A 16,680-nucleotide genomic window follows, 5' to 3' on the forward strand; every position below is an offset into this window, starting at 1 on the left:
TTAAGAAAAATAGAGGTGGAGAAGATTGGCTGAGCAGTTTACATCAGCTTGCCCTTTAAATTGTTGGGATAGCTGCGGTTTTTATGTAACAGTTGAAGATGGAAAAGTGAAGAAAGTAGAGGGGGATTCTAATCACCCTATTACACAAGGGAAAATATGCAGCAGGGGCCGAATGTTAGAAACGAAGACAAATTCGAAGGAACGCCTTCTTTATCCTTTAAAGAGAATAAATGGGAAATTTATTGAAATCTCATGGAATCAGGCATTAGATGAAATTTCTCAAAAATTAAAAGAGATTAAGGACCAATATGGAACGACAGCTGTGTTGCATAGTCATGATTATGCAAATAATGGATTGCTGAAAAACTTAGATAAGCGTTTTTTTAACTGTTACGGGGGTGTAACAGAACTGGTAGGAAGCATCTGTTGGGGAGCTGGAATTGAAGCTCAAACATGGGATTTTGGACAATCATACAGCCACACTCCTGAGGATATTTACTATAGCAAACACATTGTGATTTGGGGGAGAAACGTAGCCCGAACAAACATGCACTTATTCCAGCATTTGCAGGAAGCTAAAAAAAGAGGGGCCACCATTACAGTAATTGATCCTATTTTTAATGCAACAGCTAAAATTGCTCATCAATATATATCGGTTAAACCTGGTATGGATGGACTATTTGCGTTAGGGATTGCAAAGGAGATCGTGGCACTTGGATTAGAAGATAAAAAATTTATTCAGCTTTATACGCATGGATATGAAGATTTTCTTCAACTGCTCAACCAAACGAGCTGGGAAGAAATTATAGAGATCACGGAAGTAAAAAGAGAAACGTTTACGAAGCTGGCTCATATTTATACAAGTGGTCCAACGACCACATATCTTGGATTAGGAATGCAGCGTTATGAAAACGGAGGGAATACGATTCGCTTAATTGACGCGTTGATTGCCATTAGCGGGAACGTAGGCGTTCAGGGCGGGGGAGCGAATTTTGGTAATGTCCAGGTGGGTCAAAGTTTTGATATTTCGGCCTTAGCTTTACCTGAACAGAAAACAGCTCATCGCACATTCTCTATGATGAAACAAGCAGAGGGGATTTTAACAGCTAAAGATCCAGAAATTAAAATGATCATGGTCACCTGTGGAAATCCGCTTAGCCAGGTTCCTGACACCAACATGGTCCGTAAAGCTTTTCAATCAACGGAAACGGTGGTAGTAATCGATCACTTTATGACAGATACGGCGCAAGAGGCCGATTATGTCCTTCCTACTACGACTGTCTTTGAGGAAACAGATATTTATTATTCTTCTATGTACCATGCTTATATGAACTATGGTCAAGCTATTGTGTCTCCTCCTGGAGAAGCTAAATCCGATCTTTGGATTTGGACGGAGCTGGCAAAGCGTTTAGGATTTGGTCATTATTTTGATCATTCTGTAGATGAATTCTTAAAAATGGGCTTAGGAAAGCTAGAGGCAAAAGGATATACACTAGAGCGTTTAAAAGAGCAAAAACATCTTTTATTACCCGTTCAAGAGGTCCCCTGGAAAGAGAAACGTTTTAAGACTCCAACTGGTAAATATGAATTTACTTCTTTGGCAGCTGAGAAAAAAGGATTGGATGGGAAACTAAAAAAATTATTTCCCAAGGAATCATATGCAAACAATCCCGCCTTAGCAAAAAAATACCCATACAATCTGCTCTCCATTCATCCGATGAGATCCAACCACTCTCAACACTATCCGTTAATCGATAACCTGCAATCGATTAAGATAGAAGTATCGGAGGATATAGCAAGAGAAAAAGGGTTGAAGGAGAATGAACAAGTACGTGTTTTTAATGAACGCGGGGAAATTGAGGGAATTCTAAAAATCCTAAAAAAGGCACATGGAAAAACCATTAATATTGATGAAGGACAATGGAGGAAATTCGGGGGAAGCGTCAATATGCTGACATCGAATGAGGAATCCGATAATAAGCTTGGCAGTATTTTATATGATTGTTTGGTGGATATTGAAAAAGTATTTAAGGAATGAATTTTCTGTAACGGGATTGTAGCTTGTTTTTTTAAGCATGACTCACTATAATTGTGAAAGACTATTTTGTTTTCGGTTGAAAAAAGAGGAGTGGAATAAAGATGGCGTTAACAGCAGGTATCGTTGGTCTTCCAAATGTAGGGAAATCAACGTTGTTTAATGCAATTACACAAGCAGGAGCAGAATCGGCAAACTATCCATTCTGTACCATTGACCCAAATGTAGGGATTGTTGAGGTACCAGATCATCGTTTACAAAAACTAACGGAGTTGGTTAAACCTAAAAAGACGGTGCCAACAACTTTTGAATTTACGGATATCGCGGGTATTGTAAAAGGAGCAAGCAAAGGTGAAGGGTTGGGAAATAAATTCTTGTCTCACATTCGCCAGGTAGATGCCATCTGTCATGTGGTTCGTTGCTTTGCCGATGAAAATATTACCCATGTAGCTGGGAAGGTAGATCCGATTTCGGATATTGAAACAATCAATTTAGAGCTTATTTTAGCCGATATGGAAAGCGTTGATAAACGATTAGATCGCGTGGCGAAATTGGCGAAGCAAAAAGACAAAGATGCCATGTATGAACATGAAGTATTAGTGAAGTTAAAAGAAGCATTTGAACAAGAAAAACCGGCTCGTGCCGTTGAATTTACAGAAGAACAAATGAAAATTGTAAAAGGTCTTCATTTGTTAACAATCAAACCGGTTCTTTATGTGGCAAACGTAGGGGAAGATGAAGTGGCAGATCCTTCTGAAAACCCTTATGTTCAACAGGTAAGAGAATTTGCTGCTGGAGAAAATGCGGAAGTGATTGTAGTTTGTGCAAAAATTGAATCAGAAATTGCAGAGCTTGAAGGAGAAGAAAAAGAAATGTTTCTTCAAGAACTAGGAATTGAAGAGTCCGGATTAGATCAATTAATTCGCGCAGCCTACAGCTTACTAGGATTAGCTACGTACTTTACAGCTGGTGAGCAAGAAGTGCGCGCCTGGACATTCCGTAAAGGGATGAAGGCACCACAATGTGCAGGTATTATCCATACTGACTTCGAACGTGGATTCATTCGTGCGGAAACTGTAGCCTATGAGGACCTATTGGCAGCCGGCACAATGACAGCAGCGAGAGAAGCAGGAAAAGTACGTCTTGAAGGTAAAGATTACATCGTTCAAGATGGAGATGTTATGCATTTTAGATTCAACGTTTAATTTGATGGAAAGGGTCCGCTTCCCGTCAAATTAACGAAAGCATCGTTTATGCTTATTTGGCGAAAAAACAGTGAATGAGTGAAACGATGCTTTCTTTTTTATGAATAAAAAGTATATAAGTCAACAGTTGATATTGATTACGATAAATATTTGTGCTATAATCTACTATCGTGAGTAATAATTATATTGCTCCTTGCCCTAATGACAGGGCCGTTTAGACCAAAAGGAGGTGACAGTGATGAGAAAGTACGAAATTATGTATATCATCCGTCCAAACATTGAAGATGAGAGTAAAAAAGCATTAGTTGAGCGTTTCAACGGCATTTTAACTGACAATGGCGCGGAAATCGTAAACGTAAAAGAGTGGGGCAAACGCCGCTTAGCTTATGAAATCAACGACTTCCGTGACGGTTACTACATGCTTCTTAATGTTGCAGCTGAAGCGGCAGCGGTTCAAGAGTTTGATCGTCTTGCAAAAATCAGTGAAGACATTATCCGTCATATCGTAGTAAAAGATGAAAAATAATAATCATTTAAGATAAATTTTTGTAAATCCTTAAGGAGTGGTTCTGATGATGAATCGCGTAATTCTCGTGGGACGTCTAACGAAAGATCCAGAATTACGTTACACCCCAAATGGAGTAGCGGTAGCAACTTTCACGTTAGCAGTGAATCGCGCATTTACAAATCAGCAAGGTGAACGTGAAGCAGATTTTATCAACTGTGTGGTATGGCGTCGTCCTGCTGAAAATGTCGCTAACTTTTTGAAAAAAGGAAGTCTGGCTGGAGTGGATGGTCGTCTTCAGACTAGAAACTATGAAGGTCAAGACGGCAGACGTGTATATGTAACAGAAGTGCTGGCTGAAAGTGTTCAGTTCTTAGAGCCGAAAAGCAGCGGCGGCGGTAACTTCGGAGGCCAAAGCGGCTTTGCTGGAGGTTCTGGACAAGGGTCCCCATTTGGTCAAGATCAGAACCGTAATTCTCAAAAATCGGGATACACACGAGTTGATGATGATCCATTCGCAAATGATAGTGAAACGATCGACATCTCGGATGATGATCTTCCATTCTAAAATAGAATGAATCAACTTTCGTACATGTTCGGATATCCAAAAAAAGAAGGGAGGAAATTTCAATGGCAGGAGGAGGACGTAAAGGCGGACGTAACAGACGTCGTAAAGTTTGTTACTTCACAGCTAACGGCATCACTCACATCGACTACAAAGATGTAGATATGCTTAAAAAATTCGTTTCAGAACGCGGTAAAATTTTACCTCGTCGTGTGACTGGCACAAGCGCAAAATACCAACGTAAATTAACGATTGCTATCAAACGCGCTCGTCAAATGGCATTACTTCCATATGTTTCAGGTGAATAATAAATAAGGTAAAAAGAGACAGTAAGAATGTTCTTACTGTCTCTTTTTCATAATCGAACTAGATTTCTAATGTTTGCGTATGATGTGCCAAACCGATAAAATAGAAAATAGTTCGATTGTAGTATGAGGTGAAAGTGTGAAAAATACTCGTTATTTAACAGAAGGAGCAGTATTGCTGGCCCTATTTGCTGTCATGTTATTTGTATCCTTATATATACCGTTAATAGGGGCCATCTTTTCCCTCTTATTGGCGGTTCCTTTTTTAATCTTTACAGCACGTCATGGTTGGAAAAAAGCTTTCCTGTTTCTTATAGGCTCCCTTTTCTTAACCGGTTTGTTTGGAACTATCATGCTGCTTCCTATAACATTTGCTTTTGGATCAAGTGGAATTGTCATGGGGCAGCTGTATACCCAGCAAAAAAATCGCTATATCGTTCTGCTGGGGGGAACGGTTGTTTTTAGTGTAAATTTAGTTTTACTATTTGTCATCACGAGTGTTTTTGCTAATATAAATATGCTAAATGAGCTTCAAATTGCTTTTGAAAAATCACTGAAAACATCGCAGGAGATGCTTGATTCTTTAGGACAATCACCAAACGAACAAGCATTAAAACAGTTTGAGGCAGCATTGAAGACTATTCCTTACCTATTACCCTCTGTTCTTGCCATGTCTGGTTTTGTTCTAGCTTTCATCACAAAATGGATAGCTACTCCAATATTAAGGAAACTAGGTTATAGGATCGAAAAGTTTCCGCCGTTGCGAGAATTTAAACTGCCTAAAAGTATCCTTTGGTATTATTTGTTAGTGATGATTGTCTCCTTTGTTAGGATGGAGCAAGGGTCTTTTCTATATATTGCGGTACTAAATTTAGCAACCATCCTGCAATTGCTGATTGTTGCTCAGGGCTATTCGCTTGTTTTTTATTATTTCCATAACAAGTCATTTGGGAAATGGCTCTCTATTTTGGTTGTAATTATCACTTTATCTCAACCATTTCTTCTTCAATTTATCCGCATCTTAGGTATAATTGATTTAGGGTTTGATTTAAGAAACCAAAGAAAAAGTAAATAACGTTATGTTGAACTTAAAGATTGGGAGCTGAAATGGATGCCTGTCTTTGATAAAAAGAACATCATTCGCCTTCCCTTTTACTTGCTATATAGCCTTGCCCTTATCTTTTTGGGGATGATTACTTATCATCAATGGCTGATAGGGGCGATTGGATTTGTTTTCTTGCTGGTGGTACTCGTAATTTTCATTAAAGTAGAGCGAATGATGTTTGATGAATTTGAGTCATATATTTCCATGCTTTCTCATCGGCTAAAGAAAGTCGGTAAAGAGGCTTTAATGGAAATGCCCATTGGAATCATGTTGTTTAATGATGAATATCAAATTGAATGGACAAATCCGTTTCTTGCTTCATGTTTTAATGAAGATACCCTTGTGGGGAGGTCTTTATACGATGTGGCAGAGAGTATCATTCCATTAATCAAACAAGAAGTAGAAACAGAAGTACTCACTTTAAACGAACGAAAGTTTAAAGTGGTGATCAAACGTGAGGAACGGTTGCTATACTTTTTTGATGTAACTGAACAAACGGAAATTGAAAAGTTATATGAAGAGGAAAAGACGGTATTAGGTATTATCTTTTTAGATAATTATGATGAAGTCACTCAAACATTGGATGATCAAGTTAAAAGTAATTTAAACAATCAAGTGACATCCATGATCAATCAATGGGCAAATGAAAGTGGCATTTTCATTAAGAGAACCTCTTCTGAGCGTTTTTTAGTCGTATTGAATGAGCAAATTTTAGTTAATCTTGAAAAAAGCAAATTTTCCATTTTAGATGAGGTAAGGGAAAAGACGGCGAAACAAAATATTCCACTTACGTTAAGTATTGGTATCGGATTAGGGGCTCCTACTCTACCAGAATTGGGTGTACTTGCTCAATCAAGCCTGGACTTAGCGCTGGGCCGAGGCGGCGACCAGGTGGCCATTAAGCAGCCGAACGGAAAGGTGAAGTTTTACGGCGGGAAAACCAATCCTATGGAAAAAAGAACGCGGGTACGCGCCCGTGTCATCTCCCATGCGTTGAAAGAATTGATAAACGAAAGCGGAAAGGTCATTATTATGGGTCATAAATATCCTGATATGGACGCAGTCGGCTCAGCTATTGGCATTTTAAAAGTAGCACAGGTGAATCAAAAAGAGGGCTTCATCGTTCTGGATCAAGGCCAAACGGATTCAGGTGTTCAAAGACTTTTAGAAGAAATTAAAAAACATCCGGATCTTTGGTCCCGCTTCATTACACCTGAAGAAGCACTCAACATTGCGACAGAGGATACATTGTTAGTCGTAGTGGACACCCATAAACCATCTCTTGTCATTGAAGAAAAACTCTTAAACAAAATAGAGAATGTTGTAGTCATCGATCATCACCGTCGGGGTGAAGATTTTATCGATGATCCTCTTCTTGTCTATATGGAACCATATGCTTCTTCTACAGCAGAGCTGGTAACAGAATTACTTGAATATCAGCCAAAACGTTTTAAAATTGAAATGTTAGAATCTACAGCATTACTTGCCGGAATTATCGTTGATACGAAAAGCTTTACTTTAAGGACAGGCTCGCGTACCTTCGATGCAGCTTCCTTTTTAAGATCACATGGGGCAGATACCGTCCTTGTACAAAAGTTTTTAAAGGAAGATATGGGCCAATATGTAAAACGCGCTCAACTGATTAAAAACGCCGAGATTTACAAAGCGGGCATTGCGATATCGAAAGGAACAGAGGAAGAGACATTCGATCAAGTGCTAATTGCCCAGGCTGCAGATACATTGCTCTCGATTAATGGAGTGATTGCTTCATTTGTCATTTCAAAACGGAAAGATCAACTCGTGGGGATAAGTGCCCGATCACTTGGTGACATCAATGTTCAAGTAATTATGGAAGGGTTACAGGGTGGGGGACATTTAACGAATGCAGCCACTCAGCTGCAAAACATCACACTTGATGAAGCGGAACAAAGGTTAAAACAAGTGATCGACGAGTATCTAGAGGGAGGAAAAAAAGAATGAAAGTTATCTTCTTACAGGATGTAAAAGGAAGAGGAAAAAAAGGTGAAGTAAAAAATGTAGCCGATGGTTACGCGCAAAATTTTTTGATTAAGCAAGGATTAGCGATTGAAGCTAATAATGCTAACTTAAAAGCATTAGAAGCTCAAAAGAATAAAGAGAAGAAAAACGCAGCTGAAGATTTGGCGAAATCAAAAGGGTTAAAAGAAGCTCTAGAAAAATTAACAGTTGAATTAAAAGCAAAGGCTGGAGAAGGCGGCCGTTTATTTGGCTCGATTACAAGCAAGCAAATTGCGGAAGCTTTACAAAAAAACCATAACATCAAAATAGATAAACGTAAAATTGAAATGGAAGATGCGATTCGTGCTCTCGGTTATACGAATGTTCCGATAAAATTGCATCCAGAAGTGACGGCTACTTTAAAAGTACATGTTTCAGAACAATAATCTCAATGAATAGAAAAGGGGCGATTGAATATGAGTGATCTTTTTGCTGACCGCCTTCCGCCCCAAAACATTGAGGCCGAACAAGCCGTTTTAGGGGCTATCTTTTTAGAGCCATCTTCTCTAACATTGGCTTCAGAGCTGTTAATTCCGGAAGATTTCTATCGTGCAGCCCATCAAAAGATTTTTAACTGCATGTTGAATCTTTCTGATCGAGGGGAACCAATCGATTTAGTAACGGTAACAGCCGATTTAGCTGATCAAAAGATATTGGAAGAAGTGGGCGGTGTTTCGTATTTAAGTGATTTAGCCAATTCAGTTCCAACTGCGGCTAACGTAGAGTATTATGCGAAAATCGTGGAAGAAAAATCAATTTTACGTCGATTGATTCGTACAGCTACCCATATCGCTTCTGAAGGGTATGCACGTGAAGAAGACGTTAACGGGTTATTAAATGAAGCGGAAAAGAGTATTTTGGAAGTTGCCCAGCGAAAAAATACGGGTGCTTTTCAAAATATTAAAGATGTCTTAGTTCAAACGTATGATAATATCGAATTGCTTCATAACCGAAAAGGTGATATCACCGGTATTCCTACAGGATTTGCAGAGCTGGATCGAATGACAGCCGGGTTCCAACGGAATGATTTAATTATCGTAGCAGCCCGTCCTTCAGTTGGGAAAACAGCTTTTGCATTAAATATTGCCCAAAACGTAGCGACCAAAACAGATGAGAATGTAGCTATCTTCAGTTTGGAGATGGGGGCAGACCAACTTGTCATGAGGATGCTTTGTGCAGAAGGGAATATTAATGCTCAAAACTTGAGAACTGGTACGTTAACTCCTGAGGATTGGGGAAAGCTTACGATGGCGATGGGCTCACTCTCTAATGCGGGTATTTTTATTGATGATACACCGGGTATACGCGTTAGTGAAATTCGCGCTAAATGCCGCCGTCTTAAGCAAGAAAGTGGGCTAGGCATGATCTTAATCGATTACTTGCAGCTCATCCAGGGAAGCGGCCGTGGAGGCGGAGAAAACCGTCAACAAGAAGTTTCGGAAATTTCCCGTTCCTTAAAAGCATTAGCCCGTGAGCTGAAAGTTCCCGTTATTGCACTTTCCCAGCTTTCACGTGGGGTAGAACAGCGGCAAGATAAACGACCAATGATGTCTGACATTCGTGAATCAGGAAGTATTGAGCAGGATGCAGATATTGTTGCATTCTTGTATCGTGATGACTATTATGATAGAGAAACAGAAAACAAGAACATTATTGAAATTATTATAGCCAAGCAGCGTAACGGTCCTGTAGGTACTGTTCAATTGGCTTTTGTAAAAGAATATAATAAATTCGTGAATCTAGAGCGGCGTTTTGATGAATCAAGCATTCCTCCAGGCGCGTAAACAAAAAACATCTCTTTTTTAAGAGGTGTTTTTTTATGGGTGTGACGGTTAAAATATGTCCATATAACGAACGTATTGATAGATATATAGATTAATTGTTCGGATTTAATTGACTTTACTACACCAAATTGATACACTTATTTACGTCAAATGAAGTTATAGAAAAGTTGTGCTTATTAAGCGGAGGTGCTCGAATATGTCATCTGTTGTTGTTGTAGGGACACAATGGGGAGATGAAGGAAAAGGAAAAATTACCGACTTCCTTTCTGAAAATGCAGAAGTGATTGCGCGTTATCAAGGTGGTAACAATGCAGGTCACACCATTAAATTTAATGGTGAAACATATAAACTACACTTAATTCCATCTGGTATTTTTTATAAAGATAAAATTTGTATTATCGGGAATGGCATGGTTGTAGATCCAAAAGCGCTTGTCCAAGAAATAAAGGGCTTACATGAACGTGGAGTAACAACTGATAATTTACGCATCAGTAATCGCGCACATGTCATTTTGCCATACCATTTAAAATTAGACGAAGCGGAAGAGGCAAGTAAAGGCGATAACAAAATCGGTACGACGAAAAAAGGAATCGGACCTGCTTACGTAGACAAAGCAGGTCGCGTTGGAATCCGCATAGCTGATTTGTTAGATCGTGAAGTGTTTGAAGAAAAACTTAAACTTAACTTAGAACAAAAGAATCGTCTATTTGAAAAAATATATGAAGTTGAAGGGTTTAAAGTAGAAGATATTTTAGACGAGTATTATGAATATGGGCAGCAAATTGCTCAATACGTATGTGATACTTCAGTTGTTTTAAACGACGCATTAGACGAAAACAAACGCGTTTTATTCGAAGGTGCTCAAGGCGTCATGCTTGATATTGATCAAGGAACATATCCGTTTGTAACATCTTCTAACCCGGTGGCCGGTGGTGTTACGATTGGCACGGGTGTGGGGCCAACCAAAATCAAACACGTTGTGGGTGTATCGAAAGCTTACACATCCCGCGTGGGTGATGGTCCGTTCCCGACAGAATTACACGATGAAATTGGTCATCAAATTCGTGAAGTGGGTCGTGAATATGGTACAACTACAGGACGTCCACGCCGTGTTGGCTGGTTCGACAGTGTAGTTGTTCGTCATGCTCGCCGTGTAAGCGGGTTGACAGACTTATGCCTAAACTCTATAGATGTCTTAACTGGTATTGAAACATTAAAGATCTGTGTAGCGTATCGTTACAAAGGTGAAACCATTGATGAATATCCGGCAAGCTTAAAAGTATTATCAGAATGTGAGCCGGTGTATGAAGAGCTTCCAGGCTGGACAGAAGACATTACAGGAGTGAAGACGTTAGATGAACTGCCTGCCAATGCTCGTCGTTATGTGGAGCGTGTGTCCGAATTAACAGGTATTCCGCTTTGTACATTCTCTGTTGGTCCAGACCGTACTCAAACGAACATTATTCGCAGCTTATACAACCAATAAAAAGTGTGGTATTTACCAAATGTCTGAAGTGAATTCTTTATTTTCCTAGTTGGCTCAATAAAGGAGATGACTTAAGTCGTCTCCTTTTATCTTGGAATTATAGTGGAAGGTGCATTCTCTAATTTTGGAGGTAATTCATATAATCATCAGTAATAGAAAAAAATATAATTTCTTTTAAAAAACTATTGTATCTTTTTTGATTAGGTGTTATTATTAGTAACGTCGCTGATGAAATACGAGCCATTAGCTCAGTCGGTAGAGCATCTGACTTTTAATCAGAGGGTCGAAGGTTCGAGTCCTTCATGGCTCACTTGTATAGATTATGCCAATTATGGCCCGTTGGTCAAGTGGTTAAGACACCGCCCTTTCACGGCGGTAACACGGGTTCGAATCCCGTACGGGTCATATCCATTAATTTAATAAGGAATCAGAAAGATTTGGTCCCGTGGTGTAGCGGTTAACATGCCTGCCTGTCACGCAGGAGATCGCGGGTTCGATTCCCGTCGGGACCGCCATTATTAAGAAAAGTGTAGCAAGTTCGTTCATGTTCATAGTGAAATTACCGTAGAACATAGCTTGCAGAACTAGACAATGAAGAAAAGCGGAGAAAGCCACAATACGGCTCGGTAGCTCAGTCGGTAGAGCAAAGGACTGAAAATCCTTGTGTCGGCGGTTCGATTCCGTCCCGAGCCATCATAAAAAAGCATGATACTTGTATCATGCTTTTTTATTTTACTTAAACAAGAGAGAAGAAGAGTTTTCTCCTCTTTTCGTTAGACTTTTTTAAAAAGGAACATTATAGTTAAGATACACCTCTAGCAAAGCTAGAGGTTTTCATCTAATAGGTAGAATTTCATATTTAAAATGAAGGAATAGTGAAGTATGACGTTTAAGAGCGGATTAAGTATAATAAGAAAGTACATTTGAAAAAATGATGGATAGTTATAAAATAAATAAGAAATCCATCGATTAAAAATAAGGACTTTCAACTGATAAAGAAGGAGAAAGATGGTTATGGATAAACGTATTTTAGTTGTAGATGATGAAAAGCCAATTGCTGATATCCTAAAGTTTAATCTACAAAAAGAAGGATATGAAGTTTTTTGTGCCTATGATGGCGTGGAAGCTCTAGAAAAAGTAGAAGAAGTGCAACCTGAACTCATTCTACTAGATATTATGCTTCCCCAAAAAGACGGAATGGAAGTATGTCGGGAAGTTCGTAAAAAATATGATATGCCTATCATTATGCTAACAGCTAAGGATTCTGAAATCGATAAGGTTTTGGGGTTAGAGTTGGGAGCAGATGATTATGTAACAAAGCCATTTAGTACAAGAGAAATACTAGCGCGTGTAAAAGCCAATCTAAGACGTCACCAGCAAACACCGGCTGCACCGGAAGAAAATGAAACCAATGAGATTCAAATTAGCTCACTGGTTATCCATCCAGATGCTTATATTGTTTCCAAACGCGGGGAAACCATTGAGTTGACTCATCGTGAATTTGAATTGCTTCATTATTTAGCTAAGCATATCGGTCAAGTGATGACTCGCGAGCATTTACTTCAAACGGTATGGGGATATGATTATTTCGGAGATGTACGTACAGTGGATGTAACAGTTAGAAGACTTCGTGAAAAAATCGAGGATAACCCGAGTCACCCTACATGGATTGTAACAAGAAGAGGGGTAGGCTATTATTTGCGTAATCCTGAGCAGGAGTAGGAATGATGAAGAAAGTACGCTTTTATCAATCCATCCAACTTAAATTTGTCCTCATCTATGTATTATTGATTTTGATTGCCATGCAAATCATTGGAGTCTATTTCGTCGATAGGCTAGAAAGCCAGCTTGTGAACAATTTTTCCAATTCAATTCATGAACGAGTCAACATGCTTGCTTACAACCTACAGCAAGAGATGAAAAAAAAGCGTGATGAAGGAACAACATTAGAAAAGGATATTCAAGCCTTGTTGCAAGATTTTGTATCAAAAGACATTATAGAGGCCCGTTTTATTGATCGAAATAGACGTATCTTAGGAACATCTGATCCATATCCAGAACAAGTTGTCGGCAAGAAAACATCGGACTTTGCCGTAAAGCGTGCTCTCCTAGTAGGGGCAACGTCAGAAAAAGTCGTGATTGATCCTAAAAATGGGCATCGGATTCGAGTATTGGCAGTCCCTATTCGTTCTTCTCAAAACGAAATTATCGGAGCTGTCTATATTATGGCGACGATGGAACAGGTCTATAATCAAATGAAGGGAATCAACAGTATTTTTATTACAGGTACAATGATTGCCTTAGTGATTACAGCGGTATTAGGGGTTCTTCTGGCTCAAACTATCACGCGGCCGATGTCGGATATGAGACGTCAAGCACTTGAGATGGCAAAAGGAAATTTTTCTAGAAAAGCAAAGATATATGGTTACGATGAAATCGGTCAACTCGCTTTGACCTTCAATAATTTAACGAGGAAATTACAAGAAGCCCAGGCAACAACAGAAGGAGAAAGACGAAAGTTGAGTTCTGTGCTTGCTCATATGACGGACGGCGTTATTGCGACAGACCGAAAAGGCAAAATTATTCTGATTAATGATCCGGCAGCGAATATGTTGAATGTTTCACGTGAAACGGTTTTATCTGAGCCTATCGTCAATCTATTAGGACTAGAGGAAACATATACATTTGAAGATTTACTAGAAAAAGATTCTTTAATTTTAGATTTTAGTATTAATACAAAGCCATTTATTTTAAGAGCTACTATTTCTACCATTCAAAAGGAGACTGGATTTGTAAATGGTATTATTACGGTTTTACACGACATTACAGAACAAGAGAAGATCGATCAGGAAAGGCGAGAATTCGTAGCGAACGTTTCCCATGAATTAAGGACTCCTTTAACAACGATGAGAAGTTATTTAGAAGCCTTAGCAGATGGGGCATGGCAAGATGAAGAAATTGCACCTAAGTTTTTAAATGTGACGCAAACAGAAACAGAGCGAATGATTCGTCTTGTGAATGATTTACTGCAGCTGTCCAAGTTGGATAGTAAAGATTATCGCTTTTCACGGGATGTTATTAACTTTGTAGAATTCTATCATCATATCATTGATCGTTTCGAAATGGCCAAGAAACAAAGTATCATCTTTGTTAGAAAGCTCCCGAAACAGTCCATTTTTGTATTTATTGATCCAGATAAAATTACCCAAGTATTAGATAATATCATTTCCAATGCTATTAAATATTCTCCTGAAGGGGGGACTATTACTTTTTCATTGGAACAGCGGGAAAATGAAATCATTGTTAGCGTGAAAGATGAAGGGGTAGGTATCCCAAAAGAGAATGTCAACAAAATCTTTGATCGTTTTTATAGAGTAGATAAAGCTCGATCTCGTAATTTAGGAGGTACTGGCCTAGGGCTTGCGATTGCTAAGGAAATGGTCACTGCCCATGGAGGAAGGATATGGGCGAAAAGTAAAGAAGGATTCGGTACGACTATCTACTTTACTCTTCCAATTGAAAGAGAAAATGAGGACGAATGGTCATGAAAAAGTATGAACTCTTTAAATCGATTTTATTATTCTTACTTGTGACGATTAGCGGGATATTAACATGGAATTTATGGACATACCAGCCTGCTTATAATGAAATTGAAAACACTGAATACATTCAGCAGGATATTACAATTAGCCCAAAGCGGGAATTGGAAGATCACATTCGTCCCGTTAAGGTTTTATATCATGAAGAGGGGCAGGATTATGGCTCTACAAGCGAAGAACATATTACAAAATGGATGACGGAAATGAAAAAATGGAGCTTTTATAATTTCCGTAATGTTTCAAGTTCCATTCCCAAACAAGAATTTTTATCATTTGTACATGGAAAAGATTCTGTTGAAATTGTATATCCGGATGAAATCCCTATTCAAACATTTGAACTGATGTTTCAAGTGAATGAAAAGTCATTGCCGTCTATTTACTTTGATCATGTTGTTTTGAAACCAAATAAAGGTCAAGGGGTTGATGCTTATTTCATTGACTATGATCATCGAAAAATATATGAATCATCTATTAAAAATTTGACGAGGGAGGACTTGGAGAGAATTAATCAGGGAGTGAAGAAGGAGTATGATTCTTATTTTCCTTATAAGATTAAGGGGATCAGAACTCTTTTCTTGCCAGAAGGAGAAATTGAAATAAATCGTATTCAGTATTATACACGTAAGATTGAAACAGAAAAATTCCGCGATGCGTTATTTAGTGATCCAAGCTATGTCAAAAAGAAGTCTTCTCTATCATACAGTGGAGATTTTTATACGGATGGCTCTCGGATACTAGGGGTAGACTCAAGCATCAATGTGATGGACTATGTTAACCCTGCTATTAGCAATAACAGAACGATGGATAGTCACACGTTACTTAAACGTAGCTTTAGCTTTGTAAATGATCATGGTGGATGGACAGATGCTTATCGGTTTGCAAGCTGGAATCGGGAGGAACAAGAGGTTGTATATCGTTTATACGAAGATAACTACCCAGTCTTTAATTCACAAGGAATGACAGAAGTGTTCCAACGCTGGGGAAATAATGAAATTATTCAATATCGGCGACCAATCTATTTCTTCATCAAACTCCCGCTTGATAGTTACCCGGTAAAACTGCCTCCAGGAGATGAAATCATTGAAAGGATTGAGGAACAACAGCCTGAATTTAATCCCTCTTTATTAAAAGATGTTGTGGTGGGATATGAATTAGTTCAAGAGGACCAGGAATCAAAAGTAGTCTCTTTAGAGCCGGCCTGGTACTATCTTTACAATCAACAAAAGTGGACAAAGGTGGAGAAAAAGCCTATAGGAGGTAAATGGAATGGATTGGAGTAAAACAAAAACGATTTTCATTATTACCTTCCTAATTCTTGACCTGTTTTTAGCCCATCGGTTTCTTCAAAAGCGTGATGAAGGACAGCTAGATATGATTACTGAAACAAGCATTGAAGACCAATTGGCGGATGAAAAGATCACGTATACTACTCTTCCGGGAACCATAGAAAAAGGGACATATCTAAACGCAAAAAGTAAGGTTTTCTCAGATAAAGAGATAAAGAAATTGAAAAAGCAAGATGTGACGCTCCTTAATAAAAATGTTTTACAGGGAACATTTCATCAACCTGTACCAATACCGGCTTCCAATGCACCAGATCGTCTAGATCAGTTTCTGAAAGAGAATATCCTATATGGAGATTCCTATATATTATGGAATGTGGATAAAGAAAATAAAACGATTACTTTTTATCAACAATATAAGGGAAAAGTCATCTATGATAATGCCAGCGGCAGTGCAATGGTAGTAGTTCACTTAAATGAAAAGAATGAAATCATTTCATATGAGCAATCATTTCTTTCTAATATTGAGAAAATGGATGATAGTCAGGAAATCTTGCCGCCGATGAAGGCAATTGAAAACCTATTTCAAAAAAATGAATTGACATCAGGTAGCAAAATTACGAAAGTAGAGTTAGGTTATTATACATTTTCACCTTTATCGAATTCACAAGTTTTAACTCCTACATGGCATATTGTAGTAGATAAAAAAGCAGAGTATTTTGTGAATGCCTTTGAAGGGCAAATTATCAAAAAAGGTAACTAATGAATATT

Annotated in this window: 14 protein-coding genes and 4 tRNA genes; all 18 read left to right on the plus strand. The window is 38.5% G+C overall.

What is annotated here, in order from left to right; translation table 11 throughout:
• Positions 1–25: 25 nt before the first annotated feature.
• The 18 genes from ACFOU2_RS23355 (at position 26) to ACFOU2_RS23440 (ending at position 16,672) form a co-directional block, all read left to right on the plus strand.
• Positions 26–2,038: a molybdopterin-dependent oxidoreductase gene (locus ACFOU2_RS23355; RefSeq protein WP_377918734.1), complete on the plus strand. Its 2,013-nt coding sequence runs from the start codon at positions 26–28 to the stop codon at positions 2,036–2,038.
• Between the two features lie 101 nt (positions 2,039–2,139).
• On the plus strand, positions 2,140–3,240 hold the full coding sequence (ychF, locus tag ACFOU2_RS23360; protein ID WP_377918735.1) for a redox-regulated ATPase YchF: 1,101 nt from the start codon (positions 2,140–2,142) through the stop codon (positions 3,238–3,240).
• Between the two features lie 238 nt (positions 3,241–3,478).
• Positions 3,479–3,766: a 30S ribosomal protein S6 gene (gene rpsF / locus ACFOU2_RS23365; protein ID WP_377918736.1), complete on the plus strand. Its 288-nt coding sequence runs from the start codon at positions 3,479–3,481 to the stop codon at positions 3,764–3,766.
• Between the two features lie 46 nt (positions 3,767–3,812).
• Positions 3,813–4,313, plus strand: a complete 501-nt coding sequence (gene ssb / locus ACFOU2_RS23370; protein ID WP_377918737.1) for a single-stranded DNA-binding protein — start codon at positions 3,813–3,815, stop codon at positions 4,311–4,313.
• A gap of 62 nt (positions 4,314–4,375) precedes the next feature.
• Entirely contained in the window at positions 4,376–4,618 is a 243-nt protein-coding gene (gene rpsR, locus ACFOU2_RS23375; protein WP_377918738.1) for a 30S ribosomal protein S18, read from the plus strand.
• Positions 4,619–4,754: 136 nt separating this feature from the next.
• Positions 4,755–5,690: a YybS family protein gene (locus ACFOU2_RS23380; protein ID WP_377918739.1), complete on the plus strand. Its 936-nt coding sequence runs from the start codon at positions 4,755–4,757 to the stop codon at positions 5,688–5,690.
• A gap of 36 nt (positions 5,691–5,726) precedes the next feature.
• On the plus strand, positions 5,727–7,700 hold the full coding sequence (locus ACFOU2_RS23385; RefSeq protein ID WP_377918740.1) for a DHH family phosphoesterase: 1,974 nt from the start codon (positions 5,727–5,729) through the stop codon (positions 7,698–7,700).
• The gene (gene rplI, locus ACFOU2_RS23390; RefSeq protein WP_377918741.1) at positions 7,697–8,143 is read left to right on the plus strand and encodes a 50S ribosomal protein L9; all 447 of its coding nucleotides are present in this window, start codon (positions 7,697–7,699) and stop codon (positions 8,141–8,143) included. The genes ACFOU2_RS23385 and rplI overlap by 4 nt, the downstream gene beginning before the upstream one ends.
• Before the next feature lie 30 nt (positions 8,144–8,173).
• Entirely contained in the window at positions 8,174–9,541 is a 1,368-nt protein-coding gene (dnaB, locus tag ACFOU2_RS23395) for a replicative DNA helicase (protein WP_377918742.1), read from the plus strand.
• Positions 9,542–9,737: 196 nt separating this feature from the next.
• Complete coding sequence (locus ACFOU2_RS23400) at positions 9,738–11,027, plus strand: adenylosuccinate synthase (protein ID WP_377918743.1); 1,290 nt, start codon at positions 9,738–9,740, stop codon at positions 11,025–11,027.
• Positions 11,028–11,264: 237 nt separating this feature from the next.
• A tRNA-Lys gene (locus ACFOU2_RS23405) sits at positions 11,265–11,337 on the plus strand.
• Positions 11,338–11,360: 23 nt separating this feature from the next.
• Positions 11,361–11,432: transfer RNA gene (locus ACFOU2_RS23410), tRNA-Glu, on the plus strand.
• Between the two features lie 34 nt (positions 11,433–11,466).
• Positions 11,467–11,542 (plus strand) — tRNA-Asp (locus ACFOU2_RS23415).
• 105 nt (positions 11,543–11,647) lie between these two features.
• Positions 11,648–11,720, plus strand: a tRNA-Phe gene (locus ACFOU2_RS23420).
• A 321-nt stretch (positions 11,721–12,041) separates the two neighbouring features.
• Positions 12,042–12,749 carry a response regulator YycF gene (yycF, locus tag ACFOU2_RS23425; RefSeq protein ID WP_377918744.1) on the plus strand — a complete coding sequence of 236 codons (708 nt, stop codon included), beginning with the start codon at positions 12,042–12,044 and terminating at the stop codon, positions 12,747–12,749.
• A gap of 5 nt (positions 12,750–12,754) precedes the next feature.
• Positions 12,755–14,575 carry a cell wall metabolism sensor histidine kinase WalK gene (walK, locus tag ACFOU2_RS23430; protein ID WP_377918745.1) on the plus strand — a complete coding sequence of 607 codons (1,821 nt, stop codon included), beginning with the start codon at positions 12,755–12,757 and terminating at the stop codon, positions 14,573–14,575.
• Positions 14,572–15,906 carry a YycH family regulatory protein gene (locus tag ACFOU2_RS23435; RefSeq protein WP_377918746.1) on the plus strand — a complete coding sequence of 445 codons (1,335 nt, stop codon included), beginning with the start codon at positions 14,572–14,574 and terminating at the stop codon, positions 15,904–15,906. Before walK ends, ACFOU2_RS23435 begins: the two co-directional genes overlap by 4 nt.
• Complete coding sequence (locus tag ACFOU2_RS23440; protein WP_377918747.1) at positions 15,893–16,672, plus strand: two-component system regulatory protein YycI; 780 nt, start codon at positions 15,893–15,895, stop codon at positions 16,670–16,672. Before ACFOU2_RS23435 ends, ACFOU2_RS23440 begins: the two co-directional genes overlap by 14 nt.
• Positions 16,673–16,680: the final 8 nt, after the last annotated feature.

Origin of the sequence: Bacillus songklensis (assembly GCF_042649685.1) — a bacterium.
Classification (GTDB): Bacteria; Bacillota; Bacilli; order Bacillales; family Bacillaceae_H; genus Bacillus_BA; species Bacillus_BA songklensis.

Excerpts from the sequence above, each read along its gene's own strand:
- ychF (WP_377918735.1), top strand. The coding sequence starts at position 2,140 with ATGGCGTTAACAGCAGGTATCGTTGGTCTTCCAAATGTAGGGAAATCA.
- rpsF (WP_377918736.1), top strand. The coding sequence starts at position 3,479 with ATGAGAAAGTACGAAATTATGTATATCATCCGTCCAAACATTGAAGAT.
- ssb (WP_377918737.1), top strand. The coding sequence starts at position 3,813 with ATGATGAATCGCGTAATTCTCGTGGGACGTCTAACGAAAGATCCAGAA.
- rpsR (WP_377918738.1), top strand. The coding sequence starts at position 4,376 with ATGGCAGGAGGAGGACGTAAAGGCGGACGTAACAGACGTCGTAAAGTT.
- ACFOU2_RS23385 (WP_377918740.1), top strand. The coding sequence starts at position 5,727 with ATGCCTGTCTTTGATAAAAAGAACATCATTCGCCTTCCCTTTTACTTG.
- rplI (WP_377918741.1), top strand. The coding sequence starts at position 7,697 with ATGAAAGTTATCTTCTTACAGGATGTAAAAGGAAGAGGAAAAAAAGGT.
- dnaB (WP_377918742.1), top strand. The coding sequence starts at position 8,174 with ATGAGTGATCTTTTTGCTGACCGCCTTCCGCCCCAAAACATTGAGGCC.
- ACFOU2_RS23400 (WP_377918743.1), top strand. The coding sequence starts at position 9,738 with ATGTCATCTGTTGTTGTTGTAGGGACACAATGGGGAGATGAAGGAAAA.
- yycF (WP_377918744.1), top strand. The coding sequence starts at position 12,042 with ATGGATAAACGTATTTTAGTTGTAGATGATGAAAAGCCAATTGCTGAT.
- walK (WP_377918745.1), top strand. The coding sequence starts at position 12,755 with ATGAAGAAAGTACGCTTTTATCAATCCATCCAACTTAAATTTGTCCTC.
- ACFOU2_RS23435 (WP_377918746.1), top strand. The coding sequence starts at position 14,572 with ATGAAAAAGTATGAACTCTTTAAATCGATTTTATTATTCTTACTTGTG.
- ACFOU2_RS23440 (WP_377918747.1), top strand. The coding sequence starts at position 15,893 with ATGGATTGGAGTAAAACAAAAACGATTTTCATTATTACCTTCCTAATT.